The organism is Kribbella sp. (assembly GCF_035687465.1).
In the GTDB taxonomy this organism is placed as follows: domain Bacteria; phylum Actinomycetota; class Actinomycetes; order Propionibacteriales; family Kribbellaceae; genus Kribbella.
The window spans coordinates 1-15296 of sequence record NZ_DASRXP010000670.1 but is presented as its reverse complement, the minus strand read 5'-3'; the positions used below and the strand labels follow the sequence as shown (position 1 = coordinate 15296).

At 67.9% G+C, this 15296-nt stretch carries 17 protein-coding genes; 6 read left to right on the top strand and 11 right to left on the bottom strand.

Annotated features, from left to right (window positions below; genetic code table 11):
- Positions 1-573 (top strand): ATP-binding cassette domain-containing protein (locus tag VFG33_RS35885; protein ID WP_325057479.1); only part of this gene is annotated, 573 nt, incomplete at its 5' end.
- Positions 570-1409, top strand: coding sequence for an amidohydrolase family protein (locus VFG33_RS35880; protein ID WP_325057478.1), 840 nt, complete (start codon positions 570-572; stop codon positions 1407-1409). The genes VFG33_RS35885 and VFG33_RS35880, both read left to right, overlap by 4 nt.
- Positions 1410-1464: 55 nt before the next feature.
- On the opposite strand, the gene VFG33_RS35875 is transcribed toward VFG33_RS35880, so the two are convergent.
- The 3 genes from VFG33_RS35875 to VFG33_RS35865 all read right to left on the bottom strand — a co-directional run bounded on the left by VFG33_RS35875 (position 1465) and on the right by VFG33_RS35865 (position 3938).
- A complete protein-coding gene (locus tag VFG33_RS35875) occupies positions 1465-1947 on the bottom strand; it encodes a hypothetical protein (protein WP_325057477.1) in 483 nt (160 codons plus the stop codon).
- Positions 1948-2344: 397 nt separating this feature from the next.
- On the bottom strand, positions 2345-3433 hold the full coding sequence (locus tag VFG33_RS35870; RefSeq protein ID WP_325057476.1) for a DNA polymerase IV: 1089 nt from the start codon (positions 3431-3433) through the stop codon (positions 2345-2347).
- Between the two features lie 37 nt (positions 3434-3470).
- The gene (locus VFG33_RS35865) at positions 3471-3938 is read right to left on the bottom strand and encodes a GNAT family N-acetyltransferase (protein ID WP_325057475.1); all 468 of its coding nucleotides are present in this window, start codon (positions 3936-3938) and stop codon (positions 3471-3473) included.
- 132 nt (positions 3939-4070) lie between these two features.
- Between VFG33_RS35865 and VFG33_RS35860 the strand changes: the two genes are divergently transcribed.
- The gene (locus VFG33_RS35860; protein ID WP_325057474.1) at positions 4071-4385 is read left to right on the top strand and encodes a WhiB family transcriptional regulator; all 315 of its coding nucleotides are present in this window, start codon (positions 4071-4073) and stop codon (positions 4383-4385) included.
- A 68-nt stretch (positions 4386-4453) separates the two neighbouring features.
- On the opposite strand, the gene VFG33_RS35855 is transcribed toward VFG33_RS35860, so the two are convergent.
- Positions 4454-4786 carry a TFIIB-type zinc ribbon-containing protein gene (locus tag VFG33_RS35855; protein WP_325057473.1) on the bottom strand — a complete coding sequence of 111 codons (333 nt, stop codon included), beginning with the start codon at positions 4784-4786 and terminating at the stop codon, positions 4454-4456.
- 41 nt (positions 4787-4827) lie between these two features.
- On the bottom strand, positions 4828-5250 hold the full coding sequence (locus VFG33_RS35850) for a nuclear transport factor 2 family protein (protein WP_325057472.1): 423 nt from the start codon (positions 5248-5250) through the stop codon (positions 4828-4830).
- A 112-nt stretch (positions 5251-5362) separates the two neighbouring features.
- Between VFG33_RS35850 and VFG33_RS35845 the strand changes: the two genes are divergently transcribed.
- Positions 5363-7096: an AAA family ATPase gene (locus VFG33_RS35845; RefSeq protein ID WP_325057471.1), complete on the top strand. Its 1734-nt coding sequence runs from the start codon at positions 5363-5365 to the stop codon at positions 7094-7096.
- Positions 7097-7108: 12 nt separating this feature from the next.
- Here the strand turns inward: VFG33_RS35845 and VFG33_RS35840 are convergent, their stop codons facing one another.
- Both VFG33_RS35840 and VFG33_RS35835 read right to left on the bottom strand, forming a co-directional pair.
- The gene (locus VFG33_RS35840) at positions 7109-9016 is read right to left on the bottom strand and encodes a penicillin-binding transpeptidase domain-containing protein (RefSeq protein WP_325057470.1); all 1908 of its coding nucleotides are present in this window, start codon (positions 9014-9016) and stop codon (positions 7109-7111) included.
- A gap of 107 nt (positions 9017-9123) precedes the next feature.
- Entirely contained in the window at positions 9124-9888 is a 765-nt protein-coding gene (locus VFG33_RS35835) for a VOC family protein (RefSeq protein WP_325057469.1), read from the bottom strand.
- 130 nt (positions 9889-10018) lie between these two features.
- Between VFG33_RS35835 and VFG33_RS35830 the strand changes: the two genes are divergently transcribed.
- Positions 10019-10348 (top strand): L-rhamnose mutarotase, encoded by a 330-nt coding sequence (locus tag VFG33_RS35830; RefSeq protein WP_325057468.1) that lies wholly within the window; start codon positions 10019-10021, stop codon positions 10346-10348.
- A 6-nt stretch (positions 10349-10354) separates the two neighbouring features.
- On the opposite strand, the gene VFG33_RS35825 is transcribed toward VFG33_RS35830, so the two are convergent.
- Together VFG33_RS35825 and VFG33_RS35820 are read right to left on the bottom strand one after the other, a co-directional pair.
- Positions 10355-10558, bottom strand: a complete 204-nt coding sequence (locus VFG33_RS35825; RefSeq protein WP_325057467.1) for a hypothetical protein — start codon at positions 10556-10558, stop codon at positions 10355-10357.
- Positions 10559-10625: 67 nt separating this feature from the next.
- Positions 10626-11339 (bottom strand): pirin family protein, encoded by a 714-nt coding sequence (locus tag VFG33_RS35820; RefSeq protein WP_325057466.1) that lies wholly within the window; start codon positions 11337-11339, stop codon positions 10626-10628.
- Positions 11340-11433: 94 nt separating this feature from the next.
- Between VFG33_RS35820 and VFG33_RS35815 the strand changes: the two genes are divergently transcribed.
- Positions 11434-12417, top strand: a complete 984-nt coding sequence (locus VFG33_RS35815) for an aldo/keto reductase (protein WP_325057465.1) — start codon at positions 11434-11436, stop codon at positions 12415-12417.
- 7 nt (positions 12418-12424) lie between these two features.
- Here VFG33_RS35815 and VFG33_RS35810 read toward each other — a convergent pair whose 3' ends face one another.
- The gene (locus VFG33_RS35810; RefSeq protein WP_325057464.1) at positions 12425-12754 is read right to left on the bottom strand and encodes a hypothetical protein; all 330 of its coding nucleotides are present in this window, start codon (positions 12752-12754) and stop codon (positions 12425-12427) included.
- Positions 12755-12889: 135 nt separating this feature from the next.
- Positions 12890-15296 (bottom strand): helix-turn-helix transcriptional regulator (locus VFG33_RS35805; RefSeq protein WP_325057463.1); only part of this gene is annotated, 2407 nt, incomplete at its 5' end.

Here is a 15296-nt window from a genome sequence, read left to right as displayed (position 1 = left end):
GAGGTGGTGCGGATCCGCAACGTGCGCGATGCGCTGCACAACTACAAGATCGGTTACGTCACCGAGAACCGCAAAGAGGAAGGCGTCTTCCTCGAGCAGTCGGTCAGCCGCAACATCGCGGTGACGGTGTGGGACCGGCTCCGGAAGGCGCTTGGGTATGTCCCGGCCAAAGCGGAGTCCGAGCTGGTCGCCGAGTACGTCGAGCAGCTCGGGATCCGGATCGCCTCGCCCGCCCAGCTCGCCGGCACGTTGTCCGGCGGCAACCAGCAGAAGGTGTCGCTGGCGAAATGGCTGGCGGCGAAGACCGAGATCCTGATCATCGACGAACCGACGGTCGGCATCGACGTCCGGACCAAGGACGCGTTCCACACGCTGATCTGGGACCTGGCGGCGAACGGGCTGGCGATCCTGCTGATCACCTCGGACCTGCCGGAGATGATCACGCTGGCCGACCGGGTGGTGGTGATGCGGGACCACCGGGTCCGGGGCGAGGTGGAGAATGACCACGAGTACGAGGCGATGAGCCAGCAGGTGATCCGTCTCATCCACGCGGAAGGAACGGCGGTTGCATGAGCAGGGTTGACGCGCATCATCATGTCTGGGATCTGAGCGTGCGGGAGCAGGTCTGGATGGTCGGGCCGGAGCTGGATCCGGTGCGGCGGAACTTCGCGATCGATGAGCTTGCTCCGCTGGCCGCCGCGGCGGACGTGACCGCGACCGTGCTGGTGCAGACAGTCGGGGTCGCCGAGGAGACGCCGGAGTTCCTGGACATCGCGGCCGCCAATGAGCTGGTGGCCGGTGTGGTTGGGTGGGTGGATCTGACCGCCGGCGATGTCGCCGACGTGCTGGCGGGGTTGAAGAACCGGCCCGATGGTCAATGGCTGAAGGGGATTCGCCACCAGGTGCATGACGAGGCGGATCCCCGCTGGCTCTGCCGGGACGACGTACGGGCTGGGCTTGCGGCGGTAGGTGAGGCAGGGCTGGTGTATGACCTGTTGACGAAGACGCCGCAGTTGCCGGCCGCGGTGGAGACCGTGGCGGCGTTGCCGGAGTTGTCGTTCGTGCTGGACCACATCTCGAAGCCGGTGATCGGTGCGGATCCGGAGCCGTGGGCAACGGAGTTGCGGGCGCTGGCGGCGCTGCCGAATGTGACCTGCAAGTTGTCCGGGATGGTGACCGAGGCGTCGTGGACCGACTGGAAGGTGTCGGATCTGCAGCCGTATGTGGACGTCGTCCTGGACGCGTTCGGGCCGGAGCGGGTGATGTTCGGTTCGGACTGGCCCGTCTGCCTGCTCGCGGCGTCGTATGCGGAGGTCGTGCAGGCCGCCGAAGAGCTGACCGCCGGACTGAGCGCCACCGAACGCGACGCCATCTTCGGCGACAACGCCCGCCGCGTCTACAAGCTGTAGTTGCGTCCGAAGAACCGAGGGTCCTGCCCTACGGTTCTTCGGACGTAAGCGTCTCTCAGGGGAGGCGGAAGTAGTTCTCGGTGGCTTTGGTGGTGATGGCGTTGAGGCCGGCGAGGTCCTCGGGGCGGCCGGCGGTGCTGATCTCGAAGCCGGCGCCGGGGGAGCCGCCGATGACCACGAAGCGGTCGACGACCAGGCGGGTGCCGCGGGTGGGGTCGGTGTAGGTGTAGGTCAGCGTGGTGTGGCGGAAGGTCATGCCAGTGAAGACCTCGCTGGTCGCCTTGGTCGTGCCGGTGGCCCGGGAGATGAGCTTGAAGCCGGGCGTGCCGTGGAGGACGGCGAGCTTCTTGTTGGCGGCGGTCTCCAGCGGTAGTTCGTCGGTGACGATGCCGTTGACGCGGAGCAGCCACAGTTTGTTGGGGCTGGTGAACTGCGCCTCGAAGGTGGAGAGCTTCACCATCCGCCAGTCGCTCGGAGCCCAAACCCCAACCCCAAGCTCGGTCTTCGGGTCGCCCCAGATCCGATGGACATACTTCACCTGACCAGCCGCAAGCGCCGGGGCCTTAGCGGGCGAAGAGGTCGGCACGGGCGCCGGGGTTTGCGTCGGGGTACCCGGGCCGGCTGGTTCCGTGGGGCTGCCCGGCGTGGGGGTCTGGGTGGGGTCCGAGACCGGTGGGATCTGGGTTGGTGCCGGGGATGAGGAGCCTGCCTGTGGAGCTGGCTTTTGGTGTGAGGCTGCGACCGCTGCGGTCGTCAAGCCGCCCACAGCCAGGAACGCGACGGCAGCTGTCACTGCTGCGGCTGGGGTGAGGTGGATCTTCATCGAGTGGCTCTCCTGCTGCATCCGGTGAGTGCGAATGCTTGGATGCCGCGCCAACGCCGAAAGTTCGACGCCAACAGCCTTCGCTTACGTCCGAAGAGGTGAGGGGCCTGCCCTACGGTTCTTCGGACGTAAGCGTCAGGGACTCAGGGGAAGGCTCGGTGGGTGGGGCGAATTCGACGCGGAGGCCGAGGAGGCGGACCGGGCGTTTGAGGTCGAACTTCTCCAGGACCGTGAGGACTGCCGCGGCGACGACCTCGGGGTCGGTGGTGATCTCCGGGAGCTTGCGGCTCTTGATCGGCGTGTAGAAGGTGATGAAGCGGACCTTCACCGCGACCCGCTGGATCCGCCGTCCCTCGCCGACGACCTCGCGGGTCAGCTCGACCGCCATCGCCCGGAGTTTCTCCGCGATCTCGACGCGGTCGGTCAGGTCCTCCGCATACGTGACCTCGTGACTGCGCGACACCGGCTCGCGCGGGACGTCCGTCACCTCGGTGTCGCCGAGGCCGCGGCCCAGCGCGAGGTACCAGGTGCCCATCTTCGGGCCGAACCGCTTCTTCAGTACCTCGAGATCGGCCGCGGCCAGTTCGGCGACCGTGAAGAGACCCAGCTCGTTCAGGTTCTGCGACATCCGGCTGCCGATGCCCCACAACTCACGCACCGGCCGGTGGTGCATGACCTCGGCCCAGTTCGCGCCTGTCAGCCGGTAGACGCCCGCGCCCGTCCCGCTGTCGCGTTTGCCGAACCCGGTGGCGAGTTTGGCGCGCACCTTGTTGTCGCCGATCCCGATCGAGCACGACAGCCCCGTCGTCGCCAGCACCGCCGCCCTCAGTTCGGCCGCCAACTGCTCCGGGTCATCCGTCGAGGCACCGACGAAGCACTCGTCCCAGCCCCAGACCTCCACGATCACCGGGAACGACCGGAGCGTGTCCATCACCTCAGCCGACGCCGCGTCGTACGCGGTCGGATCGGACGGCAGGAAGACCGCCTCCGGGCATCGTTTGTACGCCGCTCGCAGCGGCATCCCGGAGTGCACGCCGAACTCGCGCGCCTCGTACGACGCGGTGGCGACCACCTGGCGCGCCTGGCTCGGATCACCCGACCCGCCAACCACCACCGGGAGCCCGCGTAGTTCGGGGCGCCGCCTGATCTCGACCGCGGCGATGAACTGATCCATGTCGACGTGCAGGAGCCACCAGTTCATGTCTCAGAGGTACCACAGACGGCAGACATCCCTTGGACTACAGCGTCTTGCGCATCTGCTGGGACGTGACGACGTAACCCAGTGAGTCGTACAGGCCGATCGCGGTGCCGTTGGTGCCGAAGACGTTCAGGTCGAGGTACGCGTACCCCCGGCGGCGGCATTCCTCCTCGCCGGCCAGCATGATCGAGCGACCGTAGCCCTTGCCGCGGCGGCCCTCGTTCACCTCGATGCTGTAGATGTACGGATTCGTCCTCTGGGTGCTGATCCACAGACTGCCGATCGGCTCATCTTCATCGCAGGCCATCCAGATCAGCTGGCTCTCGGTGTCCCGGCCGTCGGGGAGCAGCTTGGCCGTCTCCTGCCAGGCGACCTCCAGCGCCGTGGCTGGATCGAGCCCACGGGACGGGCCCATGCCGGCGGCGAAGGACTCAGCGGCCCTCCGGCTCCACTCTGCGAACTCTTCCTCGGTCAGCGGGCGGAGGGTTACGGGCGGCGGAGTGCTCATCCGCCGACGATAAGCGCGCCCGAGGTCGAGCGGCTAGACGGCGATCTTGTTGCGGGTACACGCAGAAGGGCACCCTCGATGCGGATCCTGATCAGCCCCTAGCAGGGGTTTAGGGGCGGGTACTTACTGCTCATGAGCCGGCGCAAGCCGCCTGCCGGGGCGGTCACCAGGGCACCCGAGGGGTTGCCTGACCCACTGCTTGACAACTGGGCGTGGCAGGACCGGGCTGCCTGCAAGGACGTGAACCCGGAGCTGTTCTTCTCCGCCGAGGCCGAGCGGGGACTGCGGAAACATGCCCGCGAACTGCTGGCGAAGTCGCTCTGCGGCACCTGCCCGGTACGGCGTGAATGCCGTGACCACGCGGTCGTCGTCGGCGAGATGTACGGCGTCTGGGGCGGAACGACCGAAGAGGAACGCGTACCGGCCCTGCACGGCCGCCACCGTTAATCGGGACCGACGCCGTCCGTGCGAGAGCCGGCAGGCGACCTGCGCCTGCCGGGCTCTGTTGCTTTCGGTCAGTCGAAGAGCTCGTCGAAGAACGACTTCTTCTTCTTGCGCTGCGGGTACTGGTTGCGGTCGTCGTAGCGGCGCTTGTCCTCGTAGCGCCGGTCGTCGTACCGCTTCTCCTCGTAGCGAGGGCGGTCGTACTCGGGCTGACGGGGCGGCGGCGGTACGGCGGCGGCGGCCGGTTGCGGACCGTTGAAGGCGATCTCGGCGTCGACGAGCTTCTCCAGTTCGCCGCGGTCGAGGAAGATACCGCGGCACTCCGTGCACTGGTCGACGGTGACACCGCTGCGCTCGTAAGTTCGCATCGAGCCTCGGCACTTGGGGCAGGTCAGGGTCTCCATTGAGACACTCTAGGTGACGAAACCCCCGGAACCCCGGGAGTTCAGGGAACTCTCAGGAACCCCGCGAACCGATCGGGTCCGGTCAGGCCGTGCTCGACCAGATGCTCGCGTCCCGGCGGGGGAGCGTAGGTTTCCGGCCAGAAGTCGGTCACCCGGGCGATCAGGTCGGCGCGGAACTCGAAGTACACCAGGGCGACCATGGCCTCGTCACCGTCGGTGACGTTCATTGACGCGGCAACGGTCTCGCCGTCGGCGATCAGCCGCGTCACGCTCAACCGCCAGTCGCCCGGATACTCCTGGTTGAACTGCACCACCCGCTGCCGGCTGGTGATCCGCTCGCCGGTCTGCGGGATCTCGTACACCACGTCGTCGGCGAGCAGGGCGCCGAAGGAATCCCAGTCACGCGCGTTCAGTGTGTCGAAGTATCGCCGGGCGAGCGCCCGGGTCTGCTGGCTGCCACTCATACGCACAAGGTAGACCGTCGGACCGACATTCTGTGATGAGAGGATGCACAGGCTGTTCCGGAGCCGGGGACCAAGTACCGGACGGGGTCGGATCGAGGTGGAGGAGAAGGCGATGGCTGAGCAGTCCGCGGGTTTGCTGGCCCGGCGACGGGCGCGCGGTCTGTGGGTGCGCGGCGCGAAGGAGCTCGGTTTCGCGAAGACCGGCGAGAAGGCCGCGACGCCGGACAAGCCGGCCGCGCTCGACACCTTCACCCGGGCCGTCGAGCTCGATCCGGGGATGTCGGATGCCTGGCTCGGGTTCCATGCGGCTGGTGGCGACCATGACACCGCGCTGGACAAGCTGGTCGCGGGGCTCAAACGGTTCGGCGAGGAACGCGACGCGGACAAACGCCGGCTGAGCTCCACCTTCAAGGCCGGCTGGTGGTTCACCCAGCCGATGGAGACCACCGATCACATCTGGCACGCGGAGGCGCTGCGCCGGCTCGCGAAGAGCGACGCCGACAGCGCCGCGGAGGCCGTGAGCGAGGTGATCGAGGGCGGCCGCAAGCACTTCCTGACCGCCGGGGTCGCGATGCTCCGGCAGCAGTACGACGTCGCGATCGCCGAGCTCCGGCAGGTCCCTCAGGAGGTGGCCGGTGATCACCTCAGCGCCGAGTCCACCTTGCGGCTCGGCATGGTGCTGGCGACGGTCGAGCAGTGGAGCGAGGCGGAGACCCTGCTCCGGCAGGCCGCCGGACAACAGCTGAACCCGTTCGTCCAGGTCGACGCGGAGTACTACCTCGGCTTCGTCTACCGGGGGACCGGCCGCGAGGAGAACGCGATCCGGCAGTTCGAGTGGGTCTACAACCGGAACAACTCGCACCGCCAGGTCTCTGACGCACTCGGGGACTCGAACCTGCGGCTCGACACCCGCCCGGCGCCCCGCCGTACGGGCGCGTCCCCGTCGGCGCCGGTGGTCCGCCGCGGCGCGCCGTCCAAGCCGACCCTGCACCGGCAGCCCGACTGGGGAGCGGTGCAGGGGATCCTCAACGAGCTGGACCGCAACGTCGGCATGGAGGAGGTCAAGCGCCAGGTCTCCGCGGTTGCCGCGCAGGTCCGGGCCGGCCTGATGCGCGCCGAGCGCGGCCTGCCGACCGCCAAGCTCGGCGGCCACCTGATCTTCGCCGGACCACCCGGCACCGGCAAGACGACCGTCGCCCGCGTCGTCGCCCGCCTGTACTGCGCGCTGGGGCTGCTCGCCGCGGACACGGTGATCGAGACCGACCGATCGGGCTTGGTCGCGGAGTTCATCGGCCAGACGGCGGTGAAGACCAATGGGGTGGTCGACTCCGCGCTGGACGGCGTGCTGTTCATCGACGAGGCGTACGCGCTGCGGAAGAAGCGGACCGGCAACGACTTCGGCACCGAGGCGATCGACACCCTGCTGAAGCGGATGGAGGACGACCGCGACCGGCTGGTGGTGATCGTCGCGGGCTACTCCGAACCGATGGCGGAGTTCCTGGAGGCCAACCCGGGTCTGCGCAGCCGCTTCTCCACCCGGATCGACTTCCCGCGCTACACCGCCGACCAGTTGCGCGAGATCGCGTACCGACTGGTGGAGAGCCGGGGTGACCACATGACCGAGGAGGCGATGACGAGCCTGACCGGGGTCCTCGACCAGGTCTGCTCAGGAGGCCGCATCGACGAACTCGGCAACGCCCGCTTCATCCGCACCATCCTGGAAGCCGCCGGCAAACACCGCGACCTGCGGCTCTTCAACTCGCCCGGCTTCCCCACCGACCTCGAACTCGTCACCCTCGACGCCTCGGATCTCCGAGGCGCCACCTCGGAGATCCTCAGCTTCTAGTGAGCTGAAGGACTACTTGAAGCGGCCCAGGAAGTTGGTGAGGATCGGGCCGGCGGCCTTGGAGCCGGAGGCACCGCCCTCGACGATCACGGCGAAGGCCACGTCGCCGCGGTAGCCGACCATCCAGCCGTTGGTGATGACCTTGCCGTTGGAGACGACCTCCGCGGTACCGGTCTTCGCGCCATTCGCGCCAACGGGCTTCAGCACGCTCGCTGTTCCACCCTGCACGTTTGCCAGCATCATCGCGCGCAGCGCGTTGGTGGTTGCCGTCGGCAACGCTGAGGCGGCAGGACCGGCCGCATCCTTGCCCGGAACCAGAACCGGCTTCAGCGCGGTGCCGTTCTTCACCGCGCCGGCCACGAGCGCCATCTGCAGCGGGCTCGCCGTCACCGTGCCCTGGCCGATCATCGAGGCCGACTCGGCGACGACGTCCTTCGGCGCCGGCACCTCACCGCCGTACGCCGGGATCGACAACTTGAGCTCCTGGCCGAAACCGAACATCGCCGCTGCCTTCGTCATCCCGTCGGCCGGCAGCCGGCCGTGCTGGGAGATGAAGGCGGTGTTGCAGGAGTTGATGAAGGCCTTCTCCATCGTGCCGGTGCCGTACGCCGCCAGACCGTCGTAGTTCTTGAAGGTCTTGCCGAACACGTTGATGGTGTTCGTGCAGGGCAGTGGCGAGCTCGCGGTCAGGCCGGTGCCCAGCAGGGCGGCCGAGGTGACGATCTTGAAGGTCGACCCGGGCGCATAGTGACCCTGGAACGCCCGGTTGTAGTTCGTCGCGGTCGGCCCGTTCGCGGCTGCCAGTACCTGCCCGGTCGATGCCTGTACTGCGACCAGCGACGCGGGCAGCTTGCTCGTCGCCAGAGCGGCCTCGGCGGCTCGCTGGAGATTCGTGTCCATGGTGGTCTTCACCGCGGTGCCTGGTTTGGCCGCCTGCTTGAAGACCTCCTTGATCGTCAGCTTGGTCTTGCCGTCCCGGAGCGTCACGGTGCCGCCCGGCGTACCGGCGAGTTGCTGCTGGAAGGAGTACTGCAGACCGGTGGTGCCGACCTGGTCGACGCTGGACGCGGTCGGGCCCGCGTTCTTCAGCGTCTCCTCGGTCGCCGTCTTCATCGTGCCGATCACCGACCGGCCGAACGTCGAGCTCTCCGGCAACGACTGCGTGCCGCCCATCGTCAGCACGCCGGGCAGCTTGCCCATGGTCGGGCGCAGCTTGTCCCATTCCTCGGCGCGGATGGTGATCGCGTCGATGAACTGACCGGCCGGCGCGGCCTTGGCCCGGTTCCACAGCTTGGTGCCGTCCACGTCGAGGTTCTTGGTGAAGGCCGCGTACGTCGCTGCCGTCGCCACGTTGCCCGAGGCGACCCCGACGATCACCACGGGGCGGTTCGTGGTCAGCGGCTTGCCGTTCCGGTCGAAGATCTGCGCCCGGGCCGGCAGAGTGCGGACCCGCTTGAGGTAGTTCGCCTCGCCGAGACCCGGGTAGATGGTGTCGCCGGCTGCCTTAATCTTCCAGGCGTCACCGGTCTTCACGGCGGCCGCAGTACTGGTCCACTTCATCGTGCCGATACCGCGCAGGACCGCCTCGACGGCGAGTTCCTGGGTGCAGTTGTTGCCGTCCGTGCAGTTCGGCTCACCCTGTGGCGTGACTGTCGCGGACTGCGCGACGAGAGCGGTGTCGACGTCGTCCAGGCGCTTGCCGAAGGTGGTTGGCGTATCTGTCAGCGCCGCTGCCTCGTCCGGCTTGCCGTCCGGGGCCCAGGCCTTCACCCAGCCCGCGGCGAACGCCTTGAAGACCGCGGCGGACGCCTGCTTCTCGTCGTTGGGGTCCGGTGTCCCGCCGCTTCCCGACTTGCTGTCGGAACAACCGGCAGTGATCAGGAGGGCACTCAAACTGACGATGGCAGCAGTTCGCTTCACATTCTCAACTCTCGCACGGCGGCAGGGGCACACCCAGAACAGTCTTCGGCGTGTGGCCAGCCTGCCACGAGGGTGAAAACACTCAACCCGGCCGGTCTGAGTGCATCTCAGCCGAGTTGGATGACGGCGAAGAGGGCGTGTTCGGGGTCGGAGAGGACCGCCATCCGGCCGAAATCGGTGTCCAGGGGGTTGCCGACGAGGTCGCCGCCACCGGAGCGGACCTGCTCGACCGTGCCGTCCGCGCTGGTGGTGGCGAAGTAGGGCAGCCAGTGCGGTGAGATCTCGTCCGGCATGCTCGGGTGGAACTCGCCCGTCCCGGCGACCGGTCGGTCGCCCGCGAACAGGGCGGCGTACTGGGTGTCGCCGAACAGTTCCTCGTGCCGGTAGTCGAAAACCGAGGTGTAGAAGGCCCTCGCGGTCTCGTAGTCGTTGCTGAGCGCTTCGCTCCAGACCAGCATGCCCGGCTCATGCCGACGTTCGGTGCCGACGTGATCGGCCGCCTGCCAGAGTCCGAAGATCGCGCCGTTCGGGTCGGCAGCGATCGCCATCCGGCCATGCGGCGCGATCTCGCGCGGCTCCACCAGCCGGTCGCCGCCCTCGGACGAAACCGTGTCGAGGGTGTTCTCCAGCTGGTCGGTGGCCAGGTAGGTGGTCCAGCGGCTGGGCAGGTGTTCGATGCCCGGCTGCTTCGGCCCGATACCGGCGACATCCTCGCCGTCCACACTGCAGACGAAGTAGTCGGGCGAGCCCTGGTGCTTGCAGTCCCAGCCGAACAGGCCCGCGTAGAAGGCGGTCGCCGCCTCCGCGTCGTTCGAGGCCAGGTCCACCCACGTCGGGGTGCCGGGCGGCCAGGGCGCGTCACGCTCGACCATCGATCCTCCTGTCCGGTGATCGGATGCCTGAACAGCTCCCCAAACCTGCCAGGGACCGCGGGTCACGTCGAGGTGATCCCTGGTGGATCGCGTAACGGTTCGATCACCGCCGGGCGTATCCTCCACTTTTGTGACTCGCCTAGCACTGCACAGCCGGCTGATCCCCGGCACCGAAGAGGACTACGAGATCGAGCACGCCCATGTCTGGCCCGAGTTGATCGTTGTGATGAACGCGGCAGGTATCACCGACTGGAGCATCTGGCGCAGTGGCCGCGACCTGTTCCATCTGGTCGAGTGCGACGACTACGAGGCCGCCGTCGCGAAGCTTGCCGGCGATCCGGTCGACCAGCGCTGGCAGGAACACATGAGCCGCTTCGTCGAGGGCTTCGCGCAGCACCCCGAAGGACTGGCAGGGCAATCCCTCAACCATGTGTGGACAATGAGCGAACAGGTCGACTAGCTGGTTCTAGCGGCGCGGCCGCTTCTGCCGGTCGACCACGCGGTCGAGCACCCCGTAGCCGGCCAGCCCGAAGAGGCTGACCGCCAGCAGGAACGCCCCCACCGCGACGCCGATGTTCACCGACCGCAGCAGCAGCCCTGCGACGGTCAGCACCACCCCGGTTGCGGCGAAACGGACCACGGCGCGCCGACTCATCGGCTCGTAAACCATGGCGGCGATGCTATCGGTCGCGAGTGGGTTCACCGCGGGGCACAGAGGTGGCGCAGCGGCCAACTGGTTAGCTCCGCAGTTCCCACACGAGTACTTCGGCTCCCTCGGGGCCGGCGGTGACGCGTTGGCCGTCGGCGGCGATCAGTCGCGCCGCGTCCGCAGTACCGAGGTCTCCCGCGCCCTCCAGCGAAATGGTGCCTAAGGCAACAAAGAGATGCACGTACGGCGCCCGCGGGAGGTGGATCGCCTGGCCGGGCGCCAACCTGGCGGCGTACAGGCCGGCGGCGCGTTGGTTGATCCGGATGGCCGTTGTGGTCGCGTGTTCCGGTAGGCCGGAGGCGATCGGCACGAGTTCGCCGGCGGCAAGGCTCTCGCCGACCTCGGCCTGCTGGTACGACGGAACCAGGTCGACCTCGTCCGGGCGGACCCACATCTGGATGTAGCGAACGGGCTCGCCGGCGTCGTTCTTCTCGGAGTGCTGGATCCCGCTGCCGGCGCTCATCCGCTGCGCGAGACCCGGGTAGACGATGCCGCTGTGTCCCTCGGAATCCTGGTGCACGAGGGCGCCCCGCAGTACCCAGGTGACGATCTCGAGGTCCTGGTGCGGATGGGTGTCGAAGCCAGTGCCGGGGGCAACCACTTCGTCGTTGTGCACCATCAGCAGGCCGAATCCGACGTTCGCCGGGTCGTAGTACCGGCCGAAGGAGAACGAGTGATGTGAGTCCAGCCAGTCGCTCTGCGTCCGGAACCGGTCCTCGCCCCGCCGAATGTCCACGCTCATGCCGACCAGTCTCCTCGATCACCGGTGCGCAAAAGCTTGGAAAGCGGTTGTCGACTGGGGGACAATCCCGGTCCAGGACTTGAGGAGGAGCCGCATGCGGGTGAACAAGCTCGGTGGAACCAGTGTCGAGGTGACCGAACTCGGCTTCGGCGGTGGCCCGCTCGGCGGGTTGTTCGAACCGCTGGACGACGAGACCGCGGCCGGTGCCCTGCAGGCCGCGTGGGACGGCGGCGTCCGGTACTACGACACCTCTCCGCACTACGGCATCGGTACTTCGGAACGCCGGACCGGCGACCTCGTCCGGCAGCACCCGCGAGCGGAGTACACGCTGTCCACCAAGGTCGGGCGGGTGCTCATCCCGCAGGACCCGCAGGGGCGGATGGACGAGAGCTTCCAGGTACCCGCGACCCATCGCCGGGTCTGGGACTTCACCCGGGACGGGGTCCGCCGCAGTGTCGAGGACTCGCTCGAGCGAATGGGTGTCGACCGGATCGACATCCTCTACCTGCACGACGCGGAGAAGCATTTCGACGACGCGCTGCGCAACGGTTATCCCGCCCTGGCTGAGCTCCGCGCCGAGGGGGTGGTCGGGGCGATCGGCGCCGGCATGTACGAGCCGAGCCAGCTGACGACGCTGGTCCGCGAGGCCGATGTCGACGTGATCATGCTGGCCGGGCGCTACACCCTGCTGGAGCAGAGCGCACTCGACACCCTGCTCCCGGCCTGCGCCGAGCGCGGGGTGTCGCTGCTGTCCGCCGCGATCTTCAACTCGGGCATGCTCGCCTCCCCGCGTCCCACTCCGGGCGCGCGCTTCGACTACGCACCGGCCTCCGAGGAACTGCTACAGCGTGCGAACCAGCTGGCCGACATCTGCGAGGCCCATGGCGTCACCTTGCCTGACGTCGCGATGGCGTTCCCGCTGGCCCATCCAGTAGTCACGGGCATCGTCGTCGGAATGCGCTCGGCCGAGGAGGCCACGAAGAACCTGGCCTCCTTCGACACCGCAGTACCGGCCGGGGTCTGGTCGGACCTTCGCTCGGAAGGCCTCGTCGACGAACGCGCGCCGCTGCCGTCCTGAAGCCTGCCTACCCCGCAAGAGGATGACGGCGGCGGTAGAGCCAGAGGCTGCCGAAAGCCAGACCTGCACCGCCGAGCCCGGCTGCGCCTGCCTGGAGGGCTTCGGTCGTGCCGTCGTCGACCGGGACCAGGACGCGCTCGACTGGCGTCTCCGTGATTCCGATGATGTCGGTTCTGTCCTTTGGATGGTTGTGGTCCCAAACCGGTGGGTCGCGGGGAACGGTCGACCCGGGCTGACTGGTCTCCTCCGGAACCTTTGCTGCTGCTTCGGTGGTGGCGAAGGCAACGGCGCCCAGCGCGAGGGCCGGTACTGCGATGATGGTGCACTTGTGGTTCATGATCTCTCCTTCGCGGCGGGGATCGTCGCTTCCCCTCCACAATCGGCGTGGAGACCACCCCGCCACATCGTGCTGATGCCCTCAGATCTCGGGCCAAGCTCCTTAGGTCGTCGCCGAACCTCCTTAGTTGGCCGGTCAGTCCTCGAGTCCGAGCCTTACAGCCAGGGCGGCGGCTTGAACACGGGTCTGTACGCCGAGCTTCCCGAGCAGATGGGTCACGTGAACACTCGCGGTCTTCGGACTCATGTAGAGGGCCTCGCCGATCTCCCGGTTGGTCTTGCCCTCGGTCAGGAGAGCGAGCACCTGGCGCTCGCGATCAGTCAGGGCCGGACGTTCGTCAACTGAAGGACGAGGCCGGCTCACGGCAGGCGAGTCGGCGAGCTGGAGCCGGGCGATCTTCGCGAGTCCGTGGATCTCATCGAGAAGCGGTCTCGCCCCAAGTGCCTCAGCAGTCCGGCGTGCTGCCTCCAGCTCGTGGGTCGCGCTACTGCGTGAGCCGCTGCGACCGCGCTGGGCGAGCATCGCCTCCGCCGCTCGCAGACGAGCCCGGGCCTCCGGATACGGCTGGCCGAGCGCGTCCCACTCGTGCGCCGCGCGCAGCCAGACAGCGGGATCCGACGAGCCGCTCAGCCGCGAGCGTTCCGCTTCGACGGAGGCCGCGACCACAGCAGCGGAGACGGTACCCACCGAGTGCTGCAGAAGGTCCACCAGCCTTTCGAACTCCTCCGGGGCGTTGACAGCCACGGCTGCCTCGAGACCTGCGAGCAGGAGGGAGCCACAGGTGGGGTCTTCGATCTTGCCCGCCACCAGTTCGGCAGTGGAAAGTGCGACGCTCAGCGCCTCCCGCGGTCGGCCCTCGAGCAGGTGCAAGGGAACCTGCACCGTGGCGAACGCGACCTGGAACTGCGGCTGGTCGCCGGACGAAAGCCGGAGCGACTGTTGCTGCAGTTCGACTGCAGTCCGGAGGTCACCTCGCGCGACGTGCACCTCCGCGAGCCCGCTCTGGAGCATGCCGAGGCCGGAAAACGCTGCCTCCTCTCGTTCCCAGGTCAGCGCTTCGTCCCAGCGCCCAGCCTCGAACAGGGCAAAGACGACATTGCTCTCCATCAGATCCTCGAGCCAGTGCCGCCCCAAGGTGAGCCGCCGCAACTCCGGCCTGATCGACTCCACCATGCGGATAGCTCGGTCGCTGTCACCCAGCCGCCAGCAGAGGTCGGTCAGGAGCACGCCCGCGAGGGCGATCTCCTCCGGCTGGGCGATCTCGCGGGCGATCGACAAGGCCTTGTTCAGGTGGCCGAGAGCTTCGTCGTATCGCTCCTCCATCGAGGCGATGGTGCCCAGGACCACAGCGGCACGGGAGGCCGTCCGGCCGTCAGACTCGCGCTCAGCCAGGTCGAAGGCGGCTCGCGCCGGCGCCGCAGCCTCCCTCAACCTCAAGCCGGTGGCGAGAGCCATAGCTCGTGCGCACAGAACCCGGCCGCGGGTCAGCTCCTCCTCCGCGGAGTCCAGTTGCTCGGCCCGCTTGACGTCCTTCAAAGCACTGGCGGTGTCCCCGATGACAACGCCGAGCCAGCTACGCGTCAGCAGCGCCTCCACCACGTCGGCGCCGCCGTCGCTGTGGCCGGCTACCTCGGCCAGAGCGTCGTCCAGCAGGGCAATCGCCTGGTCGGGTTGGCCGGCACCACCGAGCAGAGAGGCTGCTGCCTCCGCGAGGACCAGTCGGGTCGGCACGTCGGAAGTGTCGGGCGACCGGGGCGAGACCGACGACGCGACCGCGTACCAGTGGCCGGCCTCCGCGAGGGCGAATCGCGACTCCGCGGCCCGGGCCGCCCTGACCGACCACCACAAGGTGGCGGCCGGGTCTTCCGCGCGGTGGTACTGCTCGGCCACCTCTGCAACAACGTCCGCACCAACAGGCAGCGCCTTCTCCAACTGTCTGGCCAACCTGACATGAAGGCGGCGACGCTGCTGCGAGAGCAGTTGCTCATAGGCGACCTCTGCCAGCACCGGATGCTTGGCCGTGGCGCCTGAAGTCGGATCTCGGATCACCAGTCCTGAGTCACAGGCGTCCCGCACAGCGTCCAGATCACCGTCCGCTGCCGCCAACAGGTCGTCGTCCGTCAGTGCTCTCGGCAAGGTTCCGGTGGCGGCGACGACCATCCGCGCCGCTGAGGACACCGTCTGCAGTCGTGCCAGCAAGACCTGGCGCAGGGAGATCGAAGCAGCAGGGTCGGTGCTCGACAGTTCCGCGGTGAGATAGGGATTGCCGTCACTGCGTCGGAAGATCGCATCGGCCTCGTCCTGAGTCAGACCGGATCTCAGGTCTGCGAGCTGGAGCGAGGTCTCTTCGCGGGTGAGCCTTCGCAACGCCAAGTCGGCGACCGCGGGGTTGCGGAGTTGCTCTGCCAGCCACTCTGTCCGCTGTGCGTCGGTGACTTCGTCGCGCCAGGTGAGGAGGATCAACAACCGGCGCTCGGGCAGGTTGCGAGTCGAGTAGGCAAGGAAGTCGAGTGTCGACCAGTCGGCCCAGTGCACGTCCTCG

Excerpts from the sequence above, each read along its gene's own strand:
- VFG33_RS35810 (WP_325057464.1), bottom strand. The coding sequence starts at position 12,754 with ATGAACCACAAGTGCACCATCATCGCAGTACCGGCCCTCGCGCTGGGC.
- VFG33_RS35825 (WP_325057467.1), bottom strand. The coding sequence starts at position 10,558 with ATGGTTTACGAGCCGATGAGTCGGCGCGCCGTGGTCCGTTTCGCCGCA.
- VFG33_RS35845 (WP_325057471.1), top strand. The coding sequence starts at position 5,363 with ATGGCTGAGCAGTCCGCGGGTTTGCTGGCCCGGCGACGGGCGCGCGGT.
- VFG33_RS35880 (WP_325057478.1), top strand. The coding sequence starts at position 570 with ATGAGCAGGGTTGACGCGCATCATCATGTCTGGGATCTGAGCGTGCGG.
- VFG33_RS35865 (WP_325057475.1), bottom strand. The coding sequence starts at position 3,938 with ATGAGCACTCCGCCGCCCGTAACCCTCCGCCCGCTGACCGAGGAAGAG.
- VFG33_RS35870 (WP_325057476.1), bottom strand. The coding sequence starts at position 3,433 with ATGAACTGGTGGCTCCTGCACGTCGACATGGATCAGTTCATCGCCGCG.
- VFG33_RS35860 (WP_325057474.1), top strand. The coding sequence starts at position 4,071 with ATGAGCCGGCGCAAGCCGCCTGCCGGGGCGGTCACCAGGGCACCCGAG.
- VFG33_RS35850 (WP_325057472.1), bottom strand. The coding sequence starts at position 5,250 with ATGAGTGGCAGCCAGCAGACCCGGGCGCTCGCCCGGCGATACTTCGAC.
- VFG33_RS35855 (WP_325057473.1), bottom strand. The coding sequence starts at position 4,786 with ATGGAGACCCTGACCTGCCCCAAGTGCCGAGGCTCGATGCGAACTTAC.
- VFG33_RS35820 (WP_325057466.1), bottom strand. The coding sequence starts at position 11,339 with ATGAGCGTGGACATTCGGCGGGGCGAGGACCGGTTCCGGACGCAGAGC.
- VFG33_RS35835 (WP_325057469.1), bottom strand. The coding sequence starts at position 9,888 with ATGGTCGAGCGTGACGCGCCCTGGCCGCCCGGCACCCCGACGTGGGTG.
- VFG33_RS35815 (WP_325057465.1), top strand. The coding sequence starts at position 11,434 with ATGCGGGTGAACAAGCTCGGTGGAACCAGTGTCGAGGTGACCGAACTC.